The sequence below is a fragment of the Maricaulis maris genome, from assembly GCF_036322705.1.
GTDB classification, from domain to species: Bacteria; Pseudomonadota; Alphaproteobacteria; order Caulobacterales; family Maricaulaceae; genus Maricaulis; species Maricaulis maris_B.
Window position 1 is genome coordinate 956,385 of record NZ_AP027270.1, and the last position, 17,918, is coordinate 974,302.

Consider the following 17,918-nt stretch of genomic DNA (forward strand, 5'->3'; position numbering starts at 1 on the left):
TGTCAGAGGGGCGGAGGCAGGATAAGACCGCCAGCCCGCCACAGGGCGCTCGGGCCGCGATCAATTGGCAAGCTGCTGGTCGGTCCGAATGACCGGTCGTAAATCTCGGCAAGGTTTCCTGCAGCCTGTATTGCGCGAACCGCCCAATCTGACTCCAGTCCTAGCGAAGCGCCAGAAGAGTTCAAACGTTCCAATTGAGACTGCCAGGCGGCTCCGCCGGCCGTTCTCATTTCTGCTGCCGTCACGCCGAGATCCTCTGCCGTGGCCAGGACGTAGAAGGTCCAGCGAACGATGTCTGTCCAGTGGTCATCACCTTGTCGGGTCCCGATCGACAGAGGCGAATAGGCCAAGCGTCCTCCGATGAGGCGATGTTCGCCCGGTTCCGGCAGCGAGATCTGGAGTGCGCGCAAGGCGGCCTGGCCATCGGCGATCCCGACGCAGCGGCCTTCGAGATAGGCCTGGCGATATTGTTCGGCACTCCCGAGAGGCAGAGTATTGATGATCGCGTTTGAGGCGGTCGCTAGGTCGTTGATGATTACTTCCGACGGTCCGCCCGCGATGACGCACACAGTGCGATCATTGAGCATGGCCAGGTCAGTTATCCCGCTGTCGGACGGGACCATCACCATTTCCTCGTCAACGAAGAAAGGTCCGACGAACTGAACAGCTTCCGCCGTGTCACGTGTGAACGTCCATGTCGTATTGCGCAGAATGACATCGATCGTGCCGGAACGCAGGGCGGTGAAGCGATTGCCTGCGGTCACCGGGACAAACTCCGTCGCGGTCGGATCGCCGAGCGTTGCCGCTGCAATGGCGCGACAGAGGTCCGCGGTCATTCCGACCCACTCACCCGACGCATCGGCCATCGACATGCCCAGTTGCCCCGGATTTACGCCACACCGCAGATAGCCGCGCTCCTGGACGGCGGACAGCGTGTCGCGCTGGGCAGCCGCGTTGCCGGACAGGCCAGCCGCAGTCAGGATTGCGGATACGAGCGCCAAGGCGAGCAGGCGAACAGTAGAGTGCATGGCCGGGATCCTCATTCGAACGGGGCTGAAAAAATCATGCCGCCATTCTGCCAAAGGGCGCTACGCCCTCGTTCGATCGGCAACGCGCTTTCGGGGCCAAAGGAGCGCTCGTAGATCTCGCCGAGATTTCCGACAGCCTGGATGGCGCGAAGGGCCCAGTTCGCCTCAAGACCCAGCAAGGCCCCGGAGCCACCTTCGGGACTGATCATGCGTCGGATAATGGGGTGCCGGGACTCAACGGAGAGACGCTGCGCATTGGTCTGTGTGACATTGAGGAGTTCGGCGGTTGCAAGCGCGTTGAATGTCCATTGAACGATGTCGTCCCACCGGTCATCGCCGTGACGGACTGCCAGCGAAAGGGGCGACAAGGCCAGTTGTTCGTCCAGGATGCGGTGGCTGTCCGGGTCTATCTGTGCGGCGCGCAAGGCTTCCAGGCCTGCCTTGCCATCGGTCACGCCAATGCAGCGACCCGATTCATAGGCACGCGCATAGTCTTCGGTCCCGGTGACCGGGACGAACTCGATCTCAATGCCGAGCTGTGCCTGATAATTGCGCAGGACTGTTTCGGTCAAACTTCCGGTCACGGCGCAGATGGGTTGTCCGTCCAGTTCGGCGACTGTTGTGAAGCCGGTGCTAGCGCGGACGAGCAGGCTTTCTACCTCAATAAAATAGGGGCCGATAAAATCGACGCCTTGCGTGGTGTCGCGCGAAAAGGTCCAGGTTGTTGTGCGGCTGAGCACGTCGATTTCACCGGACTGCAAGGCGGTGAAGCGGGTCCGCGCTGTTACCGGCACAAACTCGATGGCGTTCGGATCGCCCAAGGTTGCCGCCGCAATGGCACGACAAAGATCAATGCCCATCCCTTCCCAGAGGCCTCGCGCATTCTGGCGGGCCATCCCTGTCTGCGACGGGTTGACGCCGCAGCGCAAAGTGCCGCGCTCATGCACCACGGCCAGCGTCTCGGACTGGATGGCTGAGGTATCCTGGGCATAGCTCGCCGCTGAAAGGCTGCAAGCCAGCGTGATGAGAATCGAGCGTCCGATATCGGTGAGGCTGAACCGGGTCATGATCTGAATCCCATGGTGAACAGTGCGGCGGCACTGGCGCGAATTTCGCTCAGGTTTTCAAGGCGCTGCCCTGCCATCCCGGTTTGGCTTTCATCCCAATAGCCGATTGCTGCCAGCGCGGCCTGGGTGTTGCCCTGATTGACATAGGTCATGACGGGCGTACGTGCGAAGCGCTGTTCGCCCATCGTATAAGCCAGAATGGTCAAAGCCTCGATCTGGAGCGGTTCCAGCGGCTGGGAGAGTTGATTGCTGACCCGGGCCCTGACATTCGCGAGGTCGGCCTGAAGCTGTTCCCGTGCAGCCTCCTCGTCCATGCGGTTGGGCGTGCCGTTCAACGGCATGACTGAGCCATATCCGATCATGCCCCGGTCCTCGTCGATCTCCACACGCTGGGTCAAAAGTGGAACGTTGGCCGCAATCACGCTTTCCGCAATATCGGTGTCCGGAGAGAGGTTGAACAGGGCGCGTTCGGCGTGGCGCCGACGATCCAAACCGCGCACGATGGTCAACTCACCATTGATGCGGGCCTGGTTCCAGGCCAGGAATTGGTCGGCCGCGCCCGCCATGTCTCCCTCATTGAGCGCACTGACAAGTGTGCTCTCGGCGACGCGATTGCGCCCTACATTGTAGGACAGAGAGAGTATGGCCGCTTGCTGATTGGGTGAGAGCTCCGCTTCAATAGCCGGTTCCAGCTCGCGCCAGTCAGTTTCGACATAGTCCTCAAGATACCTCATTGCCTGATCAGTCGTGATGTGCAGGCCCGGGCCAATGTCCGGACCGGTCGTGCCAAATCCGATCGTCCAGACGCCGACAATGTCCTGGTAGGCGTCCAGTTCAAGGCCTTCAAACATTCGAATGAAGTAGGCGGCATTTCGTAATCCGCTCGCTGCCGAGAATGCTTGGGCGACCTCGGCGCTTGGCGCGGCGACAGATTCGGCCTGCGGACGCGAGGCGGCAACAAGTTCGGCAACTGTCGCATCGGGCGCAATCTCAATGCCCTGCTCCTCCAGCGCGCGAGAAAGCCGGATCTCATGGAGACGGTCTCGCGCGGCGCCCTGCGTGACCGCAAGGAAAAGGGCTGTTTCATAAGCGCGCCGACGGAGCAGCTGCTCGTCATGGATAATGCGTCCGGCTTCTATGCGGAATGACGAGAAGGCGAGTTCGCGAGCCACGGCGTAGACATTACCATCACCAAGGCGTCGACAAATCGCCGATCTGGAAAATGTTTCAACGGATATCGAGACCGCGAAGGAGGCCAGCGCTTCCATCTGGTTTGCGTTGAGAGGTGTAGGCGAGCAATCCGCCACGGCGGAGCGCGCTCGGTTGAGGGCGGTGTCCAGCTGAACGCCAGGTTCAAGGTCTGCGTCCACGCCGGTCCGGGGGAAGGCCGCGACAATTGCGCCTGCGCCATGGCCGCGTGTGGGCAATTCAAACAAGGCTCGCTCGATGATGCGGCGTCGCATTATCGAGAGGCTGTCATGGCGTTGACCGGCCGATGCGTCCGCAAGTCGCTCGATGGCATCCGGCAAATCAGCGAACTCGCCGGTTTCCAGAGCCTGGTCAATGCCGGCGGCGTGCAGTCGATTGCTTGAGGTCGAGCTAGTCACAGACAGGATGGCGGCCTTCTGCCAGTCGTCGAGTGTCGACGCGCGTGATTGCTCAAGCACGCGACGCCAGGCCTCAAGCCGTTCGACTTCAAGCGCATTATCCGTGAGGAGAACGCGGCCTGCCCGCGACGCAGGAAATGTATCGTCGATATTCAGGACCGTGAGGGTTGCGACTGTGTCACTCACTGCACGCACGCTGCGTGTTTCTGACCCGACAAGTGAGGAAACAGAGGCGCGTGTCGCCACCCGACGCGAGTTCTCGCGTGTCAAAAGACTCCGTTCCGCTTCGTCGAGCCGAGAAAGGAGGCTGTTCGAACCGAGTGTTCCAACAAGCGGACCCGCGCTATCAATGTCTTGCCCGAAGCGAATGGACAAATGCTGACGGTCATTGGTTTCTTCGGCGACAATAACACTCGCTTGGTAGGCAACCCGGATAATGTCGGAATAGGGCGTGCGTAGCGTGTCGGCAAAGGCCTGCGCGAGCGCGGAAATGTGCGGGCCGTCACCGGTCGGGCTTGTTTCCCCCAGAATATTGCCGGCATCCGGAATCAGGCTTCCCGGAGTCGCAGCGAAGATCTGCATCTCGTTGTGGTCGAGGACCTCGTCTGCGAGCGCCATGTCCAGAACGGGGGTCGGGCCTTCGAGCAAAGGTCCGGGCAAAGTCCGATCAAGCATGATGAGTTTGATCCGGGGCTCTCTGTCGGCAGGCGGGCGAAAACTCCCGGCCAGTCGTACCAATTGGCTATCGACGGCGTCCGGGCCCCATGCTTCTGCGTCAACGGGAATGAGGAAATTCTCGCCATTGACCTGTGCCACATGCCCTGAGTGATAGAACACGGCAACGCCGCCTGCATTCATCTGGGCTTCAAATACACGCATATACTGGACGGTTTGCGCCCAGTTCAGATTGTGCAGCGCGCCGCCGCCAATAAGCGTGAAGCCCTGTCTGCGCAAGGCATCGGCCACAAGTTCCGCATCTTCTTCAGCACCCTCGAGGCGCGTGAAGTTCCTGTAGGCGGCATTTCCGATGACGAGCGCGACACGTTCTTCGACAGCGGGTGGATAGACGTCGGCCGTCTGCCCGCCGGGTTGGCAAGCCGAGAGGGCGGTCAGAATCGCCGCCAAGAAAATGAGCCGAAGCAGGCCCGTCATCTTGCACCTCAAAATCACTGTCCAGAACGCAACATCAGTTTCGAAAACGCAATTATCGTGCCAAGCCATGAGAATGACATTAGATTCCCCGTACACGGGATTGGAAACCTGTCCGCTTGAGGCGGAGCAGCGTGCATGCCCGGTGGCTGAGTGCTAGCCTGATGTTGAAATAGCCGGAGCGAAGGCAATGAAATTTTTGGCAGACCTGTTCAAACCATTGTTGACCCTTCTGGTGACAATCGTCGGGCTTGGTTTCGTTGCGTCCGTTTTGTCGCCGCAAGTGGATGCGCTCATCGAGTCCTGGGTGCCTGCCTGGGCAGCGGTCGATCCCGCCGAGCAGGTCGTGCGGGGCTGGTTGGGTCTGGACGAAGCGGCGGAACCGTCCTGGTGGCATTTCTGGGGGCGTGACTAGCCGGCCGCTTTCAGGCCCAGCGTGACCCGCATCTCGTCGTCTATGCCGGCCAGCATGCCCTGGGCAGCTTCATAACCGGCGTCGCGCACTTCCTCGAAACGGTCCCAGGACCGGATATCGACCGAGGTTTCTGGCAGGATCAGCAGATCGGCCGCCTCGCGCCCGATATCGCGGTGATCGGCGACCCCGATCGTGGCCGCCCGCATCAGGAGCGAGGCGATCGGGGGCGGTGATTTCAGGCCGTGCTTGCGGACCCACTCGATAAAGCCCGGGGGGTTTTCGAAATCGGCGGGATTGAGGCCCTGGGCCCGCGTCACATCGACGCCAACCACAGCACCACGATGAAAGGCGCGCATCTCGCGGGCCGGGAAATTGGTGAAGACGGCCCCGTCGACCAGGATCTGGCCATTGACCACCACCGGCGGCAACAGGCCGGGAATGGCGATCGAGGCGCGCAGGGCATGGCGCAGCGTGCCGGAGCGATGGACTTGCGGCCGACCACTGGCGAGGTTTGAGGACAGGCAGAAATAGGGGCGCACCATCTCCGCGATCTCGACATCGCCGAAATGTTCTTCGAGGCGCGCATCGACCTTCTCACCCTTGGCTAGGGAGACCACCGGCAGGGTCCAGTCATCAAGCGGGTTGGACTCGACAAAGGCCTTGCGAATGCGCCGTTCCAGCTCGTCATCGGACCAGTCGAGCGCGACCCCGGCCGCAATGATGGCGCCCATCGAGGCGCCGCCGACGAAATCAAACGGCACGCCCGCTTCGCGCAAGGCCCGGATGGCGCCCATATGGGCATAGGCCCGGGCGCCACCGCCCGACACAACGAGCCCCACCGAACGCCCCGACAGCGTGCGTGCGAGCCGGGCGGTGTCGGCGACATGATGATCCTGCCGCCAGTGAAAGACGCGGGCCGCGTCCGCCGCATTGGCCCAGTCCTGGGGCCGCGAGGCTGCCGTCACCCCGCCGGGGTGCAAGAGGACGACATCGAGTAGTTTCAGTCGCATGGCCGGCGAGGGGTCGTCCGGGAGAAGCGGGGTCGAGGGCCGCGCATCGGCGCGGGCGAACAGCCACATCCGGTCAGCCCGGCCCATCGCCCGGCGGGCCCAGTTCGGATTGGAGAAGCGCGCGGTCAGCAGGACCACCTCATGCTTGGCTTCCAGCGCATCGAGCTTCTGGCCGCTCCAGTCGGCACAGTTCTCGTCTGCGATGGCGCAACTGACACCCATCCCGGTCAGGGTCGCGGACAATTCCTTGGCGCGATAGTCGAGATCAATCGTCGGCGAGGTACTGATCAGGGCGAAGACCTTGGGCTCCGAGCCCGAGGCGCGCCGCGGCCCGCGCAGCCGCGTCAGCATCATGCGCGACAATTCCCGCATCAGGCCGGCATGCTTGTTGGTAAGGCGCTCGAAGCTGGCCTTGGGCAGGCGGACGAGCTCGCTGTCGCGCAGGGCGTAGACGCTGGCCGAGTGCGGGGTCTCGTCGAGCATCGACATCTCGCCGACCGGCTCGCCGGTCCGGATATAGCCGATCAGGTCCGGTCGTCCCAGCGCGCCATTGCGGAAGGCAGCCAGCGCGCCGGAGCGGACCAGATAGATGGCGTCGGCGTCATCGCCTTCGCGGAAGAGAAGTTTGCCCGCCGGCAGGCAGAACCACTCGACTTCGTGCTCGACAGCGTCGAGGACCGATTTCTCGACCCGGTTGAGAAAGGGCAGGAAGGAGAGGTTGAGAGGCATGGGAACCGCCAGCGGCTTGAATCGGCTTCCACTCTAGGGCCGCGCCGGTCGGTTATGAAGAGGGATGAGCGTGCGGTGTGATCCCGCGCCTCAGCGCGGAGGATCGGACGCCAGGCTCAGAAGCGCCGCCGCAGGACCAGATGGCCGACCGGGCGAACCGAGCGCGACTGGGTCTCGCCGACCGCGTCGCCGGCGAGGTCATCCATATCGTCCAGCAGGGTCGCCTGGGTCCCGGTGTCGGGATCGAACAGGACCAGGCGGTCTTCGCTGGTGTCGCGGAAATAGGCGCCACCTTCCATGGTGATGCTCCAGGCATCGATGGTCCGCACCGTGATGCCGGCGCCGAAATAGCGCGTCAGGGCGTCGATACTGGAGTGTTTGAGCTCTTCGGAGAGCTCGGCATGGGGAAAGGCCGCCCAGGCGGGGCCTTCCGCCTGCCGCATCCAGGCCGGGACCGAACGGTCGCCACGCTGCGTCACGGTGCCGGCCGACAGATAGAACTCATCGCCGAACGGATAGATGTCCACCTGGCCCGACAGGGCAGCAATATCGGACGTGTCGGAGCGTCCGAATTCCAGCAGAACCGGGGTGTTCGAAGTCTGCACGGTGTTAACCCGCCAGCGCATGGGCATGGCGCTGTCAGCTTCGGTGATTCCCGCGATCCAGGCCGCCGAATCATTCGGCTGCCGGGCTTCCGCCTCTGTGGCCACAATCGTAAAAAGCGTTGCAGTAACAAGACTTTGCAGGCGCATAAACACCTCCGACCCTAATCGAACCAACATTACCGCAAAGCGGCTTCAGTCCCCACAAGGGTGCGAGCGAGTCCTGAATCATGTCTTAACCGGTGTCGCGCGTCATTAAGAATTACGACCGGCGTTTCGATCCGCCAACCATACGCGCTCCGCACCTCAAAACCAAGATAATCGCGGCCCGGGCCATACGGTCCGGATGACCTGTGCTTGGGCATGACACCGACCAGCTGCTCGGTCCCGAGATAATCGAGCGAATCCACCCAGACCAGATTGGGGGCCTCGTCGACGAACTGGTCCAGCAAGGCCTTGTGCCCGGCCCCGTAGAGCACCAGCACGCGTTCGCCGGGTTCCGCAATCCGCGCGACATTGGCGAAGATTTCCAGATTGCGGCCCCACCAGCGGGTCATCTCGCGAGCGCCCGCGGGGTCGTCGATGCCGCCCATCTGGGCCAGGAGGAGGTAGAGATTGTGATACTCCTTGGTCTCGGCGGAGTTTTCCGTAATCAGGCGCTCGAGAATGCTGCGATCGAGCGAATCCATTGCGGACATATAGGTCTGAACCTCGCCGATATATTGCTCCCACTGCCCCAGCAGGCGTGTCTGGCCGGCGGCATTGGCGGCCGACATCATGGCCTCGAAATCCATGCCGCCCTGGGAATCCACCGCGTACAGGCGCTCATGCCCGAGGCGGGCAGCGAGCCGCATGCCTATCTGCTGGCGTTCATTCACGCCCAGCTCACGCTCGCCCGCGAGGAACTCCGCGTAGCGGGCGTTGAAGGCGACTTCGTGCTCCGGCATGAGCTCGACCGCGATGCGGGTGGGCGCAAAGGCTTCCAGCCGGTCCAGAACGTCTGCAATTTCGGCCTGGCGTGTCGGTGCGAGGAAGTCGTCCACCTCCGGATTGATCATGTCCTGGCCACCGCCGGTGAAGTGAAAGGTGCCCAGCACCATGACCTGCCCTTGAGGCAGCGTATCCGCGTCCTGGGCCTGGCTGGCCGGCGCGAGGCAGACGACGATGGCGAGGCTGATGGCTGTCACGATTGCGCGCATGATTTTCTCCCCTGCATGTGCATTCAGGGCATCAGGATGCGACCAGAGCGTGATCTGGATGCATGATTGTTTGCCTTCAACGCAGTCTGCGGGTTAATCAGCCAGCACGATTGCAGCTATCGGGGCCTCCATGACCAAGCTCGTTTCCGCGCTCGACACGACCGGCGCCGCGTTTCAGGAAAATGCGGCCGCGATGGATGATCTGGTCGCTGACCTGCAGGTCCGCACTGCGGCCGCTGCAGTCGGCGGATCCGAACGCTCGCGCGAGAAACACCTGTCCCGCGGCAAGCTTTTGCCGCGCGAGCGGGTCGAACGCCTGCTCGATCCCGGCTCGCCCTTCCTCGAGATCGGCGCCCTGGCGGCGAACGGCATGTATGAGGGCAATGTCCACGGCGCCGGCATGATTGCCGGTATCGGGCGTGTTTCCGGGCGAGAGGTGATGGTTGTCTGCAATGATCCGACGATCAAGGGCGGCGCCTACTACCCGATGACGGTGAAGAAGCATTTGCGGGCGCAGGAAATCGCCATGCAGAACCGGCTGCCCTGCGTCTATCTGGTTGATAGCGGTGGCGCCAACCTGCCGCACCAGGCCGAGGTCTTTCCCGACCGCGACCATTTCGGCCGTATCTTCTACAACCAGGCCAACATGTCGGCCGAGGGCATTCCCCAGATTGCCGTGGTGATGGGTTCGTGCACGGCCGGCGGCGCCTATGTGCCGGCGATGTCGGACGAGACCGTCATCGTGCGCAAGCAAGGCACCATCTTTCTCGCCGGTCCGCCGCTGGTGAAGGCGGCCACGGGCGAGGTTATTTCGGCCGAAGATCTCGGCGGTGCCGATGTCCACGCCCGCGTCTCCGGCGTGGCCGATCATTATGCTGCCAATGACGAGCACGCCCTGCACACCGCCCGCCGGATCGTGGGGACGCTGAACACGGTCAAGCGGGTCGACCTCGATCTCACCGACCCGCGCGAGCCGGCCTATGATCCCGAAGAGCTGGGCGGCGTTGTCCCGGCTGATATCCGCGCACCCTATGATGTTCGCGAAGTGATCGCGCGTCTGGTCGACGGCTCCGAGTTCGACGAATTCAAGAAACTCTATGGCGAGACCCTGGTGACCGGCTTTGCGCGCCTCTACGGCATGCCGGTCGGTATCATTGCCAATAACGGCATCCTGTTCTCGGAGAGTGCCCAGAAAGGTGCCCACTTCATCGAGCTGTGCGCCCAGCGCGGCATCCCGCTGGTCTTCCTGCAAAACATCACCGGCTTCATGGTCGGCTCGAAATACGAGGCTGGCGGCATCGCCAAGGACGGTGCCAAACTGGTCACCGCGGTCTCGACTTATCGCGGTCCGAAATTCACCGTTATCATTGGCGGCTCCTATGGCGCCGGCAATTACGGCATGTGCGGCCGCGCCTATTCCCCGCGCTTCCTCTTCATGTGGCCCAATGCCCGCATTTCGGTGATGGGCGGCGAGCAGGCGGCCGCGGTGCTGGCGACCGTCAAGCGCGACGGCATGGAAGCCCGCGGCGAGGACTGGTCGCTGGAAGAGGAAGCCGCCTTCAAGGCGCCGGTACGCGAGGCCTATGAGGCCGAAGGTAATCCTTATTTCTCGACCGCGCGGATGTGGGATGACGGGATCATCGCCCCGGCCGACACGCGCCGCGTGCTGGGCCTGTCCCTGTCCGCCGCCCTCAACGCCCCGATCGAGAAGACGAAGTTCGGCATTTTCCGGATGTAGACGACCGGCCGGCGATCCGATCGGCCGATGCCAGCGTAGATTCTCCCAGAAGGAGAACATCCATGGCCCTGGCCCGATTGTCTGCGCTCGCCCTGTCTGTCATTACCCTGGGCATGAGTGCTCCAGCCCAGGCGGCCGACGAGCCGCCACATACCGTCGTCATGCGCGATGGCGCCATCGAGATACGGGACTATGCGCCCCAGATCGCGGCCGAGGTCGAGGTTGACGGTTCCATGTCGCGAGCCGGCAATTCGGGCTTTCGCCCGCTCGCGGGCTATATCTTCGGCGGCAATACCGCGCGCGACGGTGAGGGCTCTTCGGAAATCGCCATGACAACCCCGGTGACCCAGACCCGGTCGCAGGAGATCGCCATGACGTCGCCGGTGACCCAGTCCATGCAAACGGGTGGCAGCTGGCGCGTGGCCTTTATCATGCCGACGGAATGGACCATGGAGACCCTGCCGGTCCCCAACGACCCGCGGGTTACGCTGACCGAGATTCCGGCACGACGGATGGCGGTCATTCGCTTCTCCGGTGGTCCGTCAGACGCGCGCTTTGCCGAGAAGGCCGACGAGCTCACCGCCTATCTGGCCGAGCATGGTCACGAAATGCTGGGTGCGCCCGTCTATGCCCGCTACGACCCGCCCTGGGTCCCGACCCCGTTCCGTCGCAATGAAGTGATGATCGAGATCGCTTCGGACTAAGTGCCAGGCCGGCTGTGGCTGCTGTCCGATCTCAGACCCAGCTGTCGCCGATGCGCTTGCCCGGGCTGCGCGGGATTCGCTCGGGGCGCCGGGGTGACAAATCGGTAATTCCGTTCAATGCTCTTGCCCTGTAGCGACACTGCCATCCCAGTGAAGGGGCGGCGAGGGGGTGGTATGCCGGAATTTGTGGAACAATTTCTCAGCTTTGCCCGCGAGGGGTTCGCTGAGGTCAATGCGCTGCTCGGCCTGATCATTGCGGCCGTTTCAACCCTTTTGCTGCGGCAATGGACCCGTTTGCCGTTCATGGCGGCCGGTGCCACCATCGCGCATCTGGTCATCGAGTGGATCGCGCCGGTGGTGGCCGAGGTTGGCGGGTTCAGCCTGCCGCCGCTGCTGGAGGCGCATTTCTGGCGCGAGGCGGCCGTGCTTTTTGTGGGCTATTTCGTCGTGATCGGAATTCTCTTCGCGATCAAGCGTGTGGTCACAAAAAGTTAATAAAACTCGCCTCTGAGGAGAACCCGCTTTTCAAAGTGAAAAATTAAAGAGATCGTTAACACCGTGCACCTGTCTTGGGGTAAGCTAGGGGCAGCGTTTTTTGGCGGAAGGGGACCGCATAATGGAATTTATCGATCAGATCATGGGCTATATCCAGCCCGCTATTGATTTCTTCATGCCGGGCCTGCTGGCGAATGCGGGTGACGGCACGGTCGTGAACTGGATGCCGCTGGGTATCCAGATGGGCGTTATTGCGCTTGTTTTGGCGCTTCTCATGCGTGAATTCGGGGCCATCCTGATCTTCACCGTGGTCGGCGTGATCATTCACATCATCGTCGATGTGGTGATGCCGATGGTGCGCGGCGGTGGTGCCGGCGATTTCGACATCATGGCGTTCGGTCAGCTGTTCACACAGACACCCTATCAGCTCTATCTCGGCGCGCTGGCGATCGGCTATTTCGTGGCCATCATCATCCTGTCGATTATCAAGGGCCTGGTCTTCCGCGGCGACTGACCGCGGCGAGGGACTGATACCCGTCCGGAACCGTTTGGGGCGGGGCCGGGCCGGAGGAATTGCGGGCTGCCGGGATACCGGCGGCCCGTTTTCTTTGCGCCTCTGCGACCGGCATCGGTCGGCGCTTCGCCGGTGCCGGGTTGCGACGAGAATGACCTCCCGACTTGTTGCTGCCGCCCGAGAGGACTAAGCCTAGGGGATTGAATTCATGTGTTCGCGACCCCGTGGAGACCGCCATGTCCGATGCCCCCGTCCTGCTTGATGTCAGCCCGGCCGGTGTGGCCGTGGTCACGCTCAACCGTCCCGACAAGCACAATGCCTTCAATGCCGAGGTGATCGCCCAGCTGTCCGACACGTTCGAGACCCTGCGCGCCAATGGCGATGAGGTCCGGATCGTCTTCCTGCGTGGCAATGGCGGCAGCTTTTCGGCGGGCGCCGATCTCGACTGGATGAAGGCGGCGGCGCATTACACCGAGGCCGACAATGAAGAGGATGCGATGGCGCTCGCCACCATGCTCAAGCGGCTCTACGACCTGCCGCAACTCACCGTCGCCCTGGTCCAGGGCGCGGCGATGGGCGGCGGTGCCGGCCTGCTGGCCGCCTGCGATGTCGGGATTGTCATGAAGGACGCCAAGATCCGCTTCTCCGAAGTCCGCCTCGGCCTGACCCCGGCGACCATCTCGCCCTTCGTCATCCGCGCCATCGGCCCGCGCTGGGCGCGCGCCCTGTTTGCCTCGGGTGAAGGCTTTGATGGTACCTTCGCGCACCAGATCGGTCTCGCCCAATATGTCGTCGAGAATGAGGACGAGATGGCACTGATGGAAGAACATCTCGCCAAGCTGGCTTTTTCGGCAGCGCCGGGCGCCGTCGCCGATGCCAAGAAGCTGGTCGATGATGTGACCGATCAGGAGATCAATCACGGTCTCGCCGTCCATACCGCCAAGGCGATCGCCCGCCGCCGCGCCTCGGATGAGGGCAAGGAAGGTCTCAGCGCCTTCCTGGAGCGCCGCAAGCCGAGCTGGGCGGAGTAGGGGCGTCTGACCGGGAGAGCCGATCCGCGCGCCTGGCTGCACGCCCGGCGCGCCGCGCTGCGGGCCTGGTGGGTCCGCGGGCCGTGGACACTGGCGGTTTTCGAGTTTGTCAGCTTCGGCATCAAGCAAGCCTGGGCCTGCCTGTTCGGTGGGCTGATGCTGGCCATGCTGGTCGCGACCTGGCTCTGGTATCCCGAGACCGCCCCGCTGGCGCGCTATGACGCGATCACCCTGTTTGCCATCCTGATCCAGGTCGCCCTGCTGGTCACCCGGCTGGAGACGTTGGAAGAGGCGCGGGTGATTGCCGTCTTCCATGTTGTCGGCACGGTGATGGAAATCTTCAAGACGGCGGCCGGCAGCTGGGTCTATCCCGAGGAGAGCCTGCTGCGCATTGCCGGCGTGCCGCTGTTCTCCGGCTTCATGTATGCGGCGGTCGGATCCTACATCGCGCGGGTCTGGCGCATCTTCGATTTCCGATTCGACCGCTTTCCGAATCTATGGCTGCAATTCGCTTTGGCGACAGCGGTTTATATCAATTTCTTCACGCATCATTTCGGGCCCGATATCCGGCTTTTCCTGTTCGTCGCGACCGCTTTCATCTATGGCCGCTGTGTGATCTGGTTCCGGCCCGACGAGGCCTACCGGCCGATGCCGCTGGTGGTTGGTTTCGGACTGGTCGCGCTGTTCATCTGGTTCGCCGAGAATCTGGGCACCCTGGCCCGTGCCTGGTCCTATCCGGGGCAGGAGGCGGACTGGCACATGGTGTCGCTGGCCAAGCTGGGCAGCTGGTACCTTCTGATGATCATCAGTTTCGTCCTCGTGGCCGCTGTGCAATACCGACGCAAAGACCCATCACGGGACGACACCAGACCACGGGGATGACAGGCTCATGATCAAGACCCTTCTGATCGCCAATCGCGGCGAGATTGCCCGCCGCGTGATGCGGACCGCCAAGCGGATGGGGATCCGTACCGTTGCCGTCTATTCCGAGGCGGACGCCGAAGCGCCCCATGTCCGCGAGGCCGATGAGGCGATCCTGCTCGGCCCGGCCCCGGCCTCGGAGAGCTACCTCCTGGCCGACAAGATCATCGAGGCCGCCATCGTCACCGGCGCCGATGCCATCCACCCGGGCTATGGCTTCCTGTCCGAGAGTGCGGGCTTCGCGGAAGCCTGTGCCAAGAACAACATCATCTTCGTTGGTCCGTCCCCCGAGGCGATCCGGGCCATGGGTCTCAAGGACCAGGCCAAGGCGCTGATGGAAAAGGCCGGTGTGCCGGTCACGCCGGGCTATCACGGTGAAAACCAGGAGCCGGCCCATCTCGCCGCCGAGGCCGGGCGGATCGGTTATCCGGTCCTGATCAAGGCGGTCGCCGGCGGCGGCGGCAAGGGCATGCGCAAGGTCGAGGCCGCCGAGGACTTCCTCGCCGCGCTCGATAGCTGCAAGCGCGAGAGCTCGAAAAGCTTTGGCGATGACCGCGTTCTGATCGAGAAATTCATCACCAATCCGCGCCATATCGAGGTCCAGGTCTTTGGCGACAGCCGCGGCCGCGTGATCCACCTCTATGAGCGTGACTGCTCGCTGCAGCGGCGTCACCAGAAAGTGATCGAGGAGGCCCCGGCGCCGGGCATGACGCCGAATGTCCGCCAGGCCATGTGCTCTGCCGCGATCAATGCCGCCCGGGCCGTGAATTATGTCGGCGCCGGCACGGTGGAGTTCATCGTCGACGGATCCGGCGCCCTGCGCGAGGACGGCTTCTTCTTCATGGAGATGAATACCCGCCTGCAGGTCGAACATCCAGTCACCGAAATGGTCACAGGCCTCGACCTCGTCGAGCTTCAGCTCAAGGTCGCCGCCGGGGGTTCCGTGCCGGAGCAGGACACGATCCGGCTCTCGGGTTATGCCATGGAAGCGCGCCTCTATGCCGAGGACCCGGTTGCCGGCTTCCTGCCCTCGACCGGCCCACTGGAGCGCCTCGAATTCCCTGAGACCGCCGCCGGTCGCCGGGTCGATACCGGGGTCGAGGAGGGCGGCGAGGTCTCGCTCTTCTACGATCCGATGATCGCCAAGCTGATCGCCCGCGGCGAAAGCCGCCTCGAAGCGGCGCACGCGCTCGCGGAGATGATCGACGATCTCATCGTCTATCCGGTGCGCACCAATGCCGCTTTCCTGCGTCGCACAGTGCTGCACGAGGACTTCCTCGCCGCGCGCCTGTCGACCGGCTTCATCGAGGCCAATATCGACGCGCTGGTCCCGGCCGCCGTCAATCCGGCCGATGCCGCCTTTGCCGTGCTTGGCGCGCTCGACCTGCGTCCGGTCCTGGGCGGTAGCCTCGACCCGTTCGAGGCGGCCGATGGCTGGCGTCTCAACGCCTCGCCGCGTCTCGAGCATCGTTTTGTGGTGGGCGAGGAGACGTTCACCACTGCGCTTGGCCGGGGTCCGCGCAGCCTCACCGTCACGGCGCTCGGGCAGACAGCCGAGCTGCGCGCCCTGTCGCTGGAGAATCTCGACCAGGGCTATAGCTTCACCGCCCACGTCAATGGCGAGGTGGTCAGCGCGGTCTGCGAAGCGCTCGAGGCCGGCATGCTGGTCTCCTGTCAGGGACGGTCGACCCTGTTTGCCTATGACAATCCGGAAGCCGCCGCCGATGCGCTGGAAGCCGGCGACGTGATCAAGGCGCCGATGCCGGGCAAGGTTCTGGCCGTGCACGTGAAGGCTGGCGACAGCGTGACCAAGGGTCAGGCCCTGGTCGTGCTGGAAGCCATGAAAATGGAACACGCGCTGGCCGCACCGCGCGACGGGGTGATTGGCGAGCTGACCGTCGAGACGGGCGGTCAGGTGGCTGAAGGCGATGTACTGGTCGCGCTGGAGGCGCTGGACGAGGTGGTGGCGGCCTGAGTGACACGATCCAGGGCGCCCCGTTGAGATAGCGCGCGAGCGCTTTGATCCATTGTTGGCTTGTCAGCCAGCGGGCCGTATCGGGCTCCCGGCAAGCCAGGTATGGACGGGTCCGGCCGTTGGCCGACGTCGTGACACGCTGTCATGACAAGACAGCCCCACTTATCCCCCCACACGCGAACCCGGCACATCTCTTGCTCCTTCACGGGAGACATCACGGGAGATGGATCAATGCGTGACACCTATATGGATCAGTTCAGGTCGACCTGGTCGGATGATGCGAAGCGCAAGTTTCGCCACCAGCCGGTGACCGTTCGCCATAACTATCATGAACATCACGCCTTTTCCGACGTGGCCCTGGCCGCTCTGATCGAGCGTCACCCGCGTGACATGATCGATTTCTGCACCATGGGCGATGATGCGACCGACCATGACAGCTGGCGGGCTGGTGATCCGGGCGCGCTGTCCGGGCTGGAGCTGATCGAGGCCGTTCGCAAGGGCAAGCTGTGGATCAATCTGCGACATGCCATGGACCAGGATCCCGAATATCGCCCGATCTATGACGCCATGCTGGCCGACATGAAGAAGGCCGACCCGTCCTTCCGGCCGCTGGTTGCCGAGGCCGGTATCCTGATCTCCTCGCCATCGGCCCAGGTCTTCCTGCACTCGGACGTCTCCGAGACCATGCTGTGGCACATGCGCGGCGTGAAACGCTTCCGCACCTATCCGCCCAAGCTGCCCTATCTCAACACCGATGATGTCGAGGCCGTGCTGCATCATGACAAGACCGAGGACATCCCGTTTGACCCGGCGTGGGACAAGGATGCCTTCACCGTCGACCTGCATCCCGGCATGGCCGCCAACTGGCCGCTTCATGCGCCGCACCGGATCGAGAACCAGTCGGGCGTGAATGTCTCGGTGCCGTTCGAGATCTCGACGCCGCAATCCCGGCTGCAGAATTCGGTGCTTTTCGCGAATGGCGTCCTGCGTCGCCAGTTCGGCTATGTGCCCAAGGAGACCCGGACGGATGGCCTTGGTGCCCTGATGAAGCGGGCCCTCAGCTTTGCCATCAAACTCAAGATCCGCCTGTTTGGCGAGACCGCGCGCCCGATGCCGAAGTCGGAACGCACGTTTGACATCGACCCTGATGCGCCGGACGGTTTCATCAATCGCCAGGCGGCCTGACGGCGCTGCCGGCTAGCCGGTTTGCGTCTCGCTGTGGCCTGTCGCGGGCCGCGGCGTTCGCAGCGCCGGGTAGCGCACGAACAGGTAAAGCGCGGCCGCTTCCAATGCCAGGGTGATGTAGCCTGTGGGCAAGGTGAAGTAGGCGTTGGTGAGGATGCTCACCCAGCTGACAAGGTGGACCGCTGTGGCCAGCACGAAGCAGGCCGCCGCACCCTGCGGCGCTCGAAACAACAGGATCACGGTCAGGATCAGCAACGGGATCCGGATGAAGGGCGCGACGAGCGAGACGGTCGGCGTGTTGGCGAGCAGATTCTGGCCATCGCGGCCAAAGGCATTGAATTCCGGCAGGCCGAGCCGGTGCAGCCCTATCTGACCGACGAAGAAGAGCGGCACCAGGAGAAGCAGCCCGCACAGGATAATCAGTGTGGTGCGGGCAATACGGGCCGGATCTTTTGTCGCTGAACGGGGCATCACCGCAGTAAGGCGGTCGCGCGCCGCGCTGTCCAGCGAAAGCGCCCGGCGGACGGGCTTTGACCCTGGCCCGGAGTC

The 17,918-nt window shown here is 63.2% G+C and carries 16 protein-coding genes; 9 read left to right on the forward strand and 7 right to left on the reverse strand.

From position 1 onward, the window contains the following. Positions 1-2: 2 nt before the first annotated feature. From AAA969_RS04370 to AAA969_RS04380, 3 genes are read right to left on the reverse strand one after another with little or no spacing between them, the layout of a single operon-like run. Positions 3-1,028, reverse strand: coding sequence for a transporter substrate-binding domain-containing protein (locus tag AAA969_RS04370; protein WP_338244016.1), 1,026 nt, complete (start codon positions 1,026-1,028; stop codon positions 3-5). Between the two features lie 11 nt (positions 1,029-1,039). Then, positions 1,040-2,095, reverse strand: a complete 1,056-nt coding sequence (locus AAA969_RS04375) for an amino acid ABC transporter substrate-binding protein (protein WP_338244018.1) — start codon at positions 2,093-2,095, stop codon at positions 1,040-1,042. After that, complete coding sequence (locus tag AAA969_RS04380) at positions 2,092-4,854, reverse strand: glycoside hydrolase family protein (protein ID WP_338244020.1); 2,763 nt, start codon at positions 4,852-4,854, stop codon at positions 2,092-2,094. The genes AAA969_RS04375 and AAA969_RS04380 overlap by 4 nt, the downstream gene beginning before the upstream one ends. A 187-nt stretch (positions 4,855-5,041) precedes the next feature. Here AAA969_RS04380 and AAA969_RS04385 point away from each other — a divergent pair, with 187 nt between their 5' ends. Continuing rightward, entirely contained in the window at positions 5,042-5,266 is a 225-nt protein-coding gene (locus AAA969_RS04385) for a hypothetical protein (protein ID WP_338244022.1), read from the forward strand. Here AAA969_RS04385 and AAA969_RS04390 read toward each other — a convergent pair. From AAA969_RS04390 to AAA969_RS04400, 3 genes are all read right to left on the reverse strand, one after another. After that, positions 5,263-7,005: a patatin-like phospholipase family protein gene (locus AAA969_RS04390; RefSeq protein ID WP_338244024.1), complete on the reverse strand. Its 1,743-nt coding sequence runs from the start codon at positions 7,003-7,005 to the stop codon at positions 5,263-5,265. The two genes, AAA969_RS04385 and AAA969_RS04390, sit on opposite strands and share 4 nt — an antisense overlap. A gap of 116 nt (positions 7,006-7,121) precedes the next feature. Then, positions 7,122-7,610 carry a hypothetical protein gene (locus AAA969_RS04395; RefSeq protein WP_338244026.1) on the reverse strand — a complete coding sequence of 163 codons (489 nt, stop codon included), beginning with the start codon at positions 7,608-7,610 and terminating at the stop codon, positions 7,122-7,124. 176 nt (positions 7,611-7,786) lie between these two features. Then, positions 7,787-8,806, reverse strand: a complete 1,020-nt coding sequence (locus AAA969_RS04400) for a DUF5694 domain-containing protein (protein ID WP_338244027.1) — start codon at positions 8,804-8,806, stop codon at positions 7,787-7,789. A gap of 130 nt (positions 8,807-8,936) precedes the next feature. On the opposite strand from AAA969_RS04400, the gene AAA969_RS04405 reads away from it, so the two are divergent. From AAA969_RS04405 to AAA969_RS04440, 8 genes are all read left to right on the forward strand, one after another. Beyond that, complete coding sequence (locus AAA969_RS04405) at positions 8,937-10,544, forward strand: carboxyl transferase domain-containing protein (RefSeq protein WP_338244029.1); 1,608 nt, start codon at positions 8,937-8,939, stop codon at positions 10,542-10,544. 62 nt (positions 10,545-10,606) lie between these two features. Further along, positions 10,607-11,248 (forward strand): SOUL family heme-binding protein, encoded by a 642-nt coding sequence (locus AAA969_RS04410; protein ID WP_338244031.1) that lies wholly within the window; start codon positions 10,607-10,609, stop codon positions 11,246-11,248. A gap of 174 nt (positions 11,249-11,422) precedes the next feature. Continuing rightward, complete coding sequence (locus AAA969_RS04415; protein ID WP_338244033.1) at positions 11,423-11,743, forward strand: hypothetical protein; 321 nt, start codon at positions 11,423-11,425, stop codon at positions 11,741-11,743. A gap of 121 nt (positions 11,744-11,864) precedes the next feature. Beyond that, entirely contained in the window at positions 11,865-12,257 is a 393-nt protein-coding gene (locus AAA969_RS04420) for a hypothetical protein (protein ID WP_338244035.1), read from the forward strand. Between the two features lie 236 nt (positions 12,258-12,493). After that, positions 12,494-13,288 carry an enoyl-CoA hydratase-related protein gene (locus AAA969_RS04425; protein ID WP_338244037.1) on the forward strand — a complete coding sequence of 265 codons (795 nt, stop codon included), beginning with the start codon at positions 12,494-12,496 and terminating at the stop codon, positions 13,286-13,288. 36 nt (positions 13,289-13,324) lie between these two features. After that, positions 13,325-14,170, forward strand: coding sequence for a DUF817 domain-containing protein (locus AAA969_RS04430; RefSeq protein WP_425325031.1), 846 nt, complete (start codon positions 13,325-13,327; stop codon positions 14,168-14,170). Between the two features lie 7 nt (positions 14,171-14,177). Beyond that, the gene (locus AAA969_RS04435) at positions 14,178-16,184 is read left to right on the forward strand and encodes an acetyl/propionyl/methylcrotonyl-CoA carboxylase subunit alpha (protein ID WP_338244039.1); all 2,007 of its coding nucleotides are present in this window, start codon (positions 14,178-14,180) and stop codon (positions 16,182-16,184) included. Positions 16,185-16,415: 231 nt separating this feature from the next. After that, positions 16,416-17,369, forward strand: a complete 954-nt coding sequence (locus AAA969_RS04440; protein WP_338244041.1) for a hypothetical protein — start codon at positions 16,416-16,418, stop codon at positions 17,367-17,369. Positions 17,370-17,381: 12 nt separating this feature from the next. Here AAA969_RS04440 and AAA969_RS04445 read toward each other — a convergent pair whose 3' ends face one another. Continuing rightward, complete coding sequence (locus AAA969_RS04445) at positions 17,382-17,840, reverse strand: hypothetical protein (protein ID WP_338244043.1); 459 nt, start codon at positions 17,838-17,840, stop codon at positions 17,382-17,384. Positions 17,841-17,918: the final 78 nt, after the last annotated feature.

Excerpts from the sequence above, each read along its gene's own strand:
- AAA969_RS04370 (WP_338244016.1), bottom strand. The coding sequence starts at position 1,028 with ATGCACTCTACTGTTCGCCTGCTCGCCTTGGCGCTCGTATCCGCAATC.
- AAA969_RS04375 (WP_338244018.1), bottom strand. The coding sequence starts at position 2,095 with ATGACCCGGTTCAGCCTCACCGATATCGGACGCTCGATTCTCATCACG.
- AAA969_RS04380 (WP_338244020.1), bottom strand. The coding sequence starts at position 4,854 with ATGACGGGCCTGCTTCGGCTCATTTTCTTGGCGGCGATTCTGACCGCC.
- AAA969_RS04385 (WP_338244022.1), top strand. The coding sequence starts at position 5,042 with ATGAAATTTTTGGCAGACCTGTTCAAACCATTGTTGACCCTTCTGGTG.
- AAA969_RS04390 (WP_338244024.1), bottom strand. The coding sequence starts at position 7,005 with ATGCCTCTCAACCTCTCCTTCCTGCCCTTTCTCAACCGGGTCGAGAAA.
- AAA969_RS04400 (WP_338244027.1), bottom strand. The coding sequence starts at position 8,806 with ATGCGCGCAATCGTGACAGCCATCAGCCTCGCCATCGTCGTCTGCCTC.
- AAA969_RS04405 (WP_338244029.1), top strand. The coding sequence starts at position 8,937 with ATGACCAAGCTCGTTTCCGCGCTCGACACGACCGGCGCCGCGTTTCAG.
- AAA969_RS04410 (WP_338244031.1), top strand. The coding sequence starts at position 10,607 with ATGGCCCTGGCCCGATTGTCTGCGCTCGCCCTGTCTGTCATTACCCTG.
- AAA969_RS04415 (WP_338244033.1), top strand. The coding sequence starts at position 11,423 with ATGCCGGAATTTGTGGAACAATTTCTCAGCTTTGCCCGCGAGGGGTTC.
- AAA969_RS04420 (WP_338244035.1), top strand. The coding sequence starts at position 11,865 with ATGGAATTTATCGATCAGATCATGGGCTATATCCAGCCCGCTATTGAT.
- AAA969_RS04425 (WP_338244037.1), top strand. The coding sequence starts at position 12,494 with ATGTCCGATGCCCCCGTCCTGCTTGATGTCAGCCCGGCCGGTGTGGCC.
- AAA969_RS04435 (WP_338244039.1), top strand. The coding sequence starts at position 14,178 with ATGATCAAGACCCTTCTGATCGCCAATCGCGGCGAGATTGCCCGCCGC.
- AAA969_RS04440 (WP_338244041.1), top strand. The coding sequence starts at position 16,416 with ATGCGTGACACCTATATGGATCAGTTCAGGTCGACCTGGTCGGATGAT.
- AAA969_RS04445 (WP_338244043.1), bottom strand. The coding sequence starts at position 17,840 with ATGCCCCGTTCAGCGACAAAAGATCCGGCCCGTATTGCCCGCACCACA.